General features: G+C 65.3%; 7 protein-coding genes and 1 riboswitch. Of the genes, 4 read left to right on the top strand and 3 right to left on the bottom strand.

The window, feature by feature from the left end; translation table 11 throughout:
• The first annotated feature begins 162 nt into the window (after positions 1-162).
• Positions 163-331: riboswitch (FMN riboswitch) on the top strand.
• Between the two features lie 122 nt (positions 332-453).
• A complete protein-coding gene (locus PHX69_RS04900) occupies positions 454-993 on the top strand; it encodes a 6,7-dimethyl-8-ribityllumazine synthase (protein ID WP_288042631.1) in 540 nt (179 codons plus the stop codon).
• A 127-nt stretch (positions 994-1,120) separates the two neighbouring features.
• Here PHX69_RS04900 and PHX69_RS04895 read toward each other — a convergent pair whose 3' ends face one another.
• From PHX69_RS04895 to PHX69_RS04885, 3 genes are all read right to left on the bottom strand, one after another.
• Positions 1,121-2,653, bottom strand: coding sequence for a methyl-accepting chemotaxis protein (locus PHX69_RS04895; RefSeq protein ID WP_288042630.1), 1,533 nt, complete (start codon positions 2,651-2,653; stop codon positions 1,121-1,123).
• Positions 2,654-2,895: 242 nt separating this feature from the next.
• Positions 2,896-3,753 (bottom strand): MipA/OmpV family protein, encoded by an 858-nt coding sequence (locus tag PHX69_RS04890; protein ID WP_119012987.1) that lies wholly within the window; start codon positions 3,751-3,753, stop codon positions 2,896-2,898.
• 10 nt (positions 3,754-3,763) lie between these two features.
• Positions 3,764-4,588: an undecaprenyl-diphosphate phosphatase gene (locus PHX69_RS04885; RefSeq protein ID WP_288042629.1), complete on the bottom strand. Its 825-nt coding sequence runs from the start codon at positions 4,586-4,588 to the stop codon at positions 3,764-3,766.
• Positions 4,589-4,785: 197 nt separating this feature from the next.
• Here PHX69_RS04885 and PHX69_RS04880 point away from each other — a divergent pair, with 197 nt between their 5' ends.
• The 3 genes from PHX69_RS04880 to PHX69_RS04870 are packed head-to-tail and all read left to right on the top strand — an operon-like array spanning position 4,786 to position 7,238.
• Positions 4,786-5,334: a DUF6622 family protein gene (locus PHX69_RS04880; RefSeq protein WP_288042627.1), complete on the top strand. Its 549-nt coding sequence runs from the start codon at positions 4,786-4,788 to the stop codon at positions 5,332-5,334.
• 12 nt (positions 5,335-5,346) lie between these two features.
• Entirely contained in the window at positions 5,347-6,426 is a 1,080-nt protein-coding gene (locus PHX69_RS04875) for a sensor histidine kinase (RefSeq protein ID WP_288042626.1), read from the top strand.
• Entirely contained in the window at positions 6,423-7,238 is an 816-nt protein-coding gene (locus PHX69_RS04870) for a LytR/AlgR family response regulator transcription factor (RefSeq protein ID WP_288042624.1), read from the top strand. Before PHX69_RS04875 ends, PHX69_RS04870 begins: the two co-directional genes overlap by 4 nt.
• The last annotated feature ends 21 nt before the right edge of the window (positions 7,239-7,259 follow it).

The raw sequence follows: 7,259 nt of genomic DNA, 5'->3' as shown, positions 1-7,259 counted from the left end.
ACGGCGCAGACCATATCCTGCGCTGGTCTGCCTGGCGCAGGCGACATCAACGACGGGCGCAGCTGTTCCACTACCGGCGTCGGGGATGCATTCCTCCTGAAGAAAATCTACGGCTGTAGTACTAGAATCCGTGCGCCAGGCCCGGAGTTCATCTGGGCCCGGCAGCGTTCTCAGGGCGGGGCGAAATTCCCCACCGGCGGTATCTGTGGTCTGAAAAGCCCGCAGGAGCCCGCGAGCGCCTGCGGGGCAGTTTTTGACTGGTTCCGCAGGGTCAGCAGATCTGGTGCGATGCCAGAGCCGACGGTCACAGTCCGGATGAAAGAGATCGCGAAATCCATGGCTCCCTGGCGGGCGCCGGCTGGCGGGTGCTTGTGCGCCTGGGGGCCGCGCCATCGTGCCGGGCGCTGTGTTCGCGCGCGCCCTGATTCTGGCCCACCTGTCTTTGGAGACCCCATGAATCAGTTGTCCCCTTCCCCCGTTCTTGCCGCTGCCCCCGTGGCGGTTCACCGTGGCGCCCGTGTGGCCATCATCAGCGCCAGCTGGCATCCGGACATCGTGCACCAGGCGCGTGATGCGGCACTGGCCGAGTTCAAGCGCAACGGCTTGTCGCCGGCACAGATAGCGCTGTTCGATGTGCCCGGTGCGTTCGAGATACCGCTCTTGGCGCGCAAGCTGGCGCGCAGTGGGCGCTACGACGCCATCGTGGCCTGCGCGCTGGTGGTCAACAGCGGTATCTACCGCCACGAGTTTGTCACTGCCGCTGTCATCGATGGCCTGATGCGCGTGCAGCTCGATACCGAGGTGCCCGTGATGTCCGCTGTGCTCACACCGCGAGACTTTCACGACCATGAAGAGCATGTGAGGTTTTTCCGTGAGCATTTCGTGAAAAAGGGCACGGAAGTGGCGCAGGCTTGCTTGCAGACGATGGCGTACCTGCGGGCGCTGGCTTCGCCCACCATGGCGGCTGCACCGGCCACGGCGCCAGGCCAGTAGGAGTAGATGATTTGCTATTGATTAGATAGCTGCTTGCGATGTATTGGTGAGCGCCAGAGGCCTTTTTGGTTAAAAGAATCTGCTGCCGCTTGGGGCGCACGCCACAGGGTTTGCGCCTGGTCTTGGTTCAAGACGCTGCCAGGCGAAATACCGCTACCGCCTGCACCAGTTGCCCTGCCTGTGCCTTCAGGCCCTCGGCGGCCGCAGCGCTTTGTTCTACCAGCGCTGCGTTTTGCTGGGTGGCCTGGTCCATCTCGGTGATGGCCTCGCCCACTTGCGAGACGCCCAGGCTTTGCTCGCTGCTGGCTGCGCTGATCTGGCCCACGATATCGGTGACGCGGCGGATGGAGGCCACCACCTCGGTCATGGTGGTGCCTGCCTTGTCTACCAGCGTGGTGCCCTGCTCCACCCGTTCCACACTTGCGTGGATCAGCGCTTTGATCTCTTTGGCTGCCTCGGCGCTGCGCCCGGCCAGGCTGCGTACCTCGCTGGCCACCACGGCAAAGCCACGGCCTTGTTCGCCAGCGCGGGCTGCTTCGACGGCGGCATTGAGCGCCAGGATGTTGGTCTGGAAGGCAATGCCGTCAATCACGCTGATGATGTCGGCAATCTTCTTGCTGCTGTTGTTGATGCCTTTCATGGTTGTTACTACCTCGGCCACCACGCTACCGCCTTGCACTGCCACTGCGGATGCATTTACCGCCAGCTGGTTGGCCTGGCGGGCGTTTTCGGCGTTGGCCTGCACGGTGGAACTCAGCTCCTCCATTGAGGCCGAGGTTTCTTCCAGCGCGCTGGCCTGCTGCTCGGTGCGTGCTGAGAGATCGTTGTTGCCATGGGCAATGTCGTTGCTGGCGGCGGCCACGCTGTGGGCGTTGTTGCGCACATTGCTCACCACGCGCGACAGGCTCATCTGCATGGCGTACAGGGCGTTGAGCAACTGTGCGATTTCGTCCTTGCCGCGCACTTCGGTAGCGACCGTGAGGTCGCCACTGGCCACCGCCTGTGACACGCGCACGGCGTGGTTCAGCGGCTGCACCACGGTGCGGCTGAAAGCCACTGCGCCGCCCATGCCAAGCGCACACACCACCAGCATCACCACCAGGCTGATGGTGGTAGCGCGTTGCGCCGTGGCGGCCGCGCGCGCTGCCACTTCGCTGCTGGCGGTGGCAATCAGCTCTCCGGCCTGGTCAATCAGCTGTGAGGGTTCGCGGTCCATGCCGGCGACGGCCTTGTCGCCCACCTGCGGGTCGTGGTCGGCCGCCTTGAAGGCTTCAAAACCCGTGCGGTAGGCGGCCCCCATGCGTTGGTGTGCCTGGACAAACTGGGACACACGCTCGCGGCCCTCGCCGGCAGGCAAGGTGGCCAGCAGCTTCTGCGCCTGGTCGCTGATGGACTTTTCCTGCACCTCAAATGCTGTCCAGTAGCGCATGAGCTGTGCTGGGTCTTTGCCGCGCAGAAGCACGTTCTTCCACTCCTGTACCTGCACTTTGAAGTCATTGAGCATGCTGGATGCCAATCGCTCATGCTCGAAGCTCTGCGCCACGGAGGTCTGATATGTGTTGAGCGCCTGGTTCAAGCGGCTGATACCAAACAGCGCCGCTGCCAACAGCAGTAGCAGTGACACGGTAAAGGCCAAGGGAAGTTTGAGGCTGAGCTTCATGGAGGGCGTTCTTGGGTTGAACAGACCGACGCGAGCACAGTGAGCGAAAGTCTCAAGGCCCAGGGGATCCGCCCGAGGTGTGGGTGGCAAACGAGGTGATTGGGGGGGAATGCGTGGATGGGCGCATGAGCATTTTGCACTCAGACACAGGGCAGCAGGGCCGCAGTGAGCGGCCCCGGAGTGTGCGCAAGCAGCTACTGATTCAGGAACGCTTGTTGGCCTGCTGCCCCTGTGCTGCTGCGTCAGCGCCGGTAGGCCAGTCCGATGGATACGCTGTAGTTGTCGGGCTTGATGGCCAGTGGGCTGCGGCGGGCATCACCGCGCAGTTGCGAGTAGCGCACACCGCCCAGCAGCACCCAGTGGTGGTGCAGGTTGTGGCGCAGATCGAGGCCGACCTCGGTGCTGTGCATGCCGCCGCTGGGCGCAAACTGCGGCAGTGCCGTGGTCACGCCCGCTGCCGAGCCGGGCACACCGAAGTAGCTGCGCAGGTAGGTGGTATTGGCCAGGTGTGCGCCCGCCACCAACGCCAGCTCGGTGCCTGGCGCCAGGGTGAACTCGTAGCGTGCGGTGTTGTTGAGTGTGGCACCGCCCTGGCGCCCCAGCACATCCTGGCTCCAGGAGCTGCGCAGCGAGAACTGGCTGTTGACGTCATAGACCAGGCCCAAACGCACGCGCAGGGTGCGGCGCACATCGGGCAGGCCGCGCAGCAAGGGTTCTTCGCTGTTTTTGCGCCCGCCGTCAATGCGCAGCGAGCCGGTCAGGCGCAGGTTGCCGCCCTGGAACAGGCGCGTGCTCAGGCCCGAGGCGTCGCGGGCGTCGAGGTCGCGGTCCAGCAGGGCACCGCCGCCGCCGGTGCTGAGCGTGTAGCGCCCCACCGCCAGCCCGATCACCGGGCGCAGGCCGGTGCTGCGGTCGCTGCCGCCGCTGTAGCTGGCGCTGTTTTCCAGCGTGCCCCCCAGCACCCAGCTAAAGCCTGGCGATGGCTGCGCCGCAGCAGGTGCAACCGCGCCAGTGGCCTCCTGAGAGCAGACCGTGGCAGACAGCGCCAAACCCAGGGTGCCCAGCCCTGCGCGAAAGAGCGTATGTGTGGAAGATTTCATCAGGTGATTATTAACCCGACCATGCAATGGTGCCACTCCAGGCCGTCCACAGCACCACCACGCCAAAGACGATGCGGTACCAGGCAAAAGGCACAAAACTGTGCGAGCTGATGTAGCGCAGCAGCCAGCGCACGCACACCCAGGCGCTCAGGAACGAGAACACCAGCCCCACGGTAAACATGGGCAGATCGGCCAGTGACAACAGTGCCCGCTCTTTGTAGAGGCTGTACACCCCGGCGCCAATCAGCGTCGGGATGGCCAGGAAGAACGAAAAATCGGTCGCCGCCTTGCGCGACAGGCCCAGCAGCATGCCGCCGATGATGGTGGCACCGCTGCGGCTGGTGCCAGGCACCATGGCCAGGCACTGCACCAGGCCCACTTTGAGTGCATCCAGCGCGGTCATGTCATCGACCGAATACACGCGCGTGGCCGTGGGTGGGCGCCGCTCGGCCCACAAGATGACCAAGCCGCCCAGGATGAAGGTGCTGGCCACCACCTCCGGGGTGAACAGATGCGCCTTGATGAGCTTGCCAAAAATCAGCGCCAGCACCACGGCGGGCAAAAAGCCGATGACCACATTCAGTGCAAAGCGCTGGGCCTGGCGCTGGTGGGGCAACTCGATCAGCGTGGCGCGGATTTTTTGCCAATACACCAGGATGACGGCAAAGATGGCGCCGGTCTGGATGGCAATGTCAAACACCTTGGCCTTGGCGTCGTCCATGCCCAGCAAAGCCCCCGCCAAAATCAGGTGCCCGGTGGATGAGATGGGCAAAAACTCGGTCAGTCCCTCGACCACGCCCATGATGGCGGCCTTGACCAGCAAAACAATGTCCACGCGCGTCTTTCCCCGTTGGCTGCGGCAAATAAAAGCGCGGATTATCCGCCCGCCCACCTCCGGTCACACCGCCACTGCGGCATTTCGCGCCACAGCACAGCATTGCGTCGCACAGCCATCGCCACTGCCGCCCTGCCCGGGCACAGTGGGCGCTGTTCAGGCGCTGCCTGCTTGTCTGCCCCCACCAGGAGTCCACCATGCTGCTCGATATCGCCCTGCACCAGCCGCACGTGCTGTTGTCCATCGTCCGTCGCACACCGCTTTGGGTTTGGGGCCTGCTGGTGTCCCTGTTGTGGCTGGGCCTGGGCCAGATGCTGCCGCGCCGTGCGGGGCTGCGCCGTGTTTTGTGGATGCCCGTGGCCATGGCCTTGTTTTCTGCCTACGGCCTGGCTTGGGCCTTCAGCGGCAGCCACGGTGTTGGCGCGGTGGCTGCCTGGCTGCTGGCTGCACTGGCGATGGCCACCGCCAGCCTGCTCTGGCGGCCCCAACCGCCCGCCAGTACGCACTACGACACAGCTGAAGGCCGCTTTCACCTGCCCGGCAGCAGTGTGCCGCTGGGGTTGATTCTGGGCATCTTCTTCACCAAGTACGTCGTGGGTGTGGAGCTGGCCCTGCAACCCCCACTGGCCCATGACAGCACCTTCACGCTGCAGGTGGCTACGCTCTACGGCGTGTTCAATGGCCTGTTGGCGGCGCGCGCTGCACGCCTGTGGCAACTGGCCCGGCAGGCGTCTGCGCCGTGCTGACCCTGCCGCACAATGGCACTTCCCCCCCCGCACACCGGTATGCAGCACTTCGACACCGCTCCTTTTCTGCGCCACGGCCTTGTTTCTGCCTTGCTGTGCTGCGCCATCGCCCTGGCACTGACTGTCTCTGGCCAGGGGGCTTGGGATGTGCAACTGGCGTACTCGCTGGGCATTGGCCTGGTGTCCTGGCTGGTAATTGATCTGGGCCGCGCCTGGCTCACGCGCGCCAGCCACGCGGCCTGGCCCCCTGGCTGGCGCGGGCTGTTGCTTGTCGCGGCAGGTATCAGCGCGGGGTATGTGCTGGGCTCGCTCATTGGCAAGGCCTACAGCGGCAGTGCCCAGTACCTGCCGCACCAGCAGGGCACGGTGTGGCCCTTGGCCATCACCATCGCAGCGGGCGGGGGCGTTTCATTCTTCTTCTACAGCCAAGGCCGTGCCCGCCACCTGCAAGCACGCATGGCCCAGACCCAACGTGATGCCGCTGAGGCACGCCTGCAACTGCTGCAAGCGCAGCTCGAACCCCACATGCTGTTCAACACCCTGGCCACCTTGCGGGTGCTGGTGGCTACCGATCCGGCACGCGCCCACACCATGCTGGACCACCTGATCGCCTACCTGCGCGCCACGCTGGGCGCCTCGCGCGCCGTGCTGCACCCACTGGCCGAGGAATTCGACCGCCTGCGCGACTACCTCGAACTCATGGCCGTGCGCATGGGCCCGCGCCTGACCTATCAGCTTGACCTGCCCGACGCCCTGCGCACGGTGCCCGTGCCTGCCTTGTTGTTGCAGCCGCTGCTGGAAAACGCCATCCGCCATGGGCTGGAGCCGCAGTTGGCAGGTGGCCATATCGCCGTGCAGGCCCGTACCGTTTCCGGCGCCACAGGCCCGTGTTTGCAGTTGCAGGTGGACGACACCGGAGTGGGCCTGAGCGCAGGCGCCCCGGGCACCGCCCACGGCTTTGGCCTGACCCAGGTGCGCGAGCGGCTGGCCACACTGTACGGCGCCCAGAGTGCTCTTGAATTGATAGCTGCTAGCGCAGGTGGCATAAGCGCCAGAGTCACTTTTCCTTTGAAATCTGGCCCACCCGCATGACCCCGCCCCGCGCCCTGATCGCCGAAGACGAACCCTTGCTGGCCGACGCGCTGCGCCACGCCCTGGGCCAGGCATGGCCCGCGCTGGACATTGTGGCCACGGTGGGCGATGGCCTGTCTGCCGTGCGCCAGGCGCTGGCGCTGCGCCCCGAGGTGCTGTTCTTCGACATCCGTATGCCCGGCCAGAGCGGGCTGGAGGCCGCCGCCGAGCTGGCCGATGCCTGGCCCTGCGCAGAAGCGCCTTTTCCGGCCCTGGTGTTCGTGACGGCCTACGACCAGTACGCCGTGCAGGCATTCGAGGCGCAGGCCATGGACTACCTGCTCAAGCCTGTGCAGCCGCAGCGGTTGCAAAAAACTGTACAAAAACTGCAATCAGCCCTTGCCAGCCGTGCGCCAGCAGCTATTGATTTGGAAGCAACCATGGCGCAGCTGCGCCAGTTGCTGGCGGCCACGGCCACGGCCCCTGCGCGCGCTAGCGCCACAGTGGTGCCGCTGACCATGGTGCAGGCCAGCAGCGGCGCACACATTCATTTGGTGGCCGTGCAGGACGTGCTGTACTTCGAGGCGGCAGACAAGTACGTGCGGGTGCTCACCGCCGAGCGCGAGTACCTGATCCGCACCCCGCTCAAAGAGCTTGCGGCGCAGCTCGACGCGCAAGCGTTCTGGCAGATACACCGCGGTACCCTGGTGCGTGCCAGCGCCATCACCACGGTATCGCGCGACGAAGCAGGCCGGCTGCACGTCCATTTGCGGGGCAGACCCGAGAGCCTGGCGGTCAGCCGCCTGTATGCCCACCGCTTCAAGGCCATGTAGCGCCCCACGCTGCGGCCCGCC

Origin of the sequence: Simplicispira sp. (assembly GCF_028687295.1) — a bacterium.
Taxonomy (GTDB): Bacteria; Pseudomonadota; Gammaproteobacteria; order Burkholderiales; family Burkholderiaceae_C; genus Simplicispira; species Simplicispira metamorpha.
This window is presented reverse-complemented; position numbering and strand designations above follow the sequence as displayed.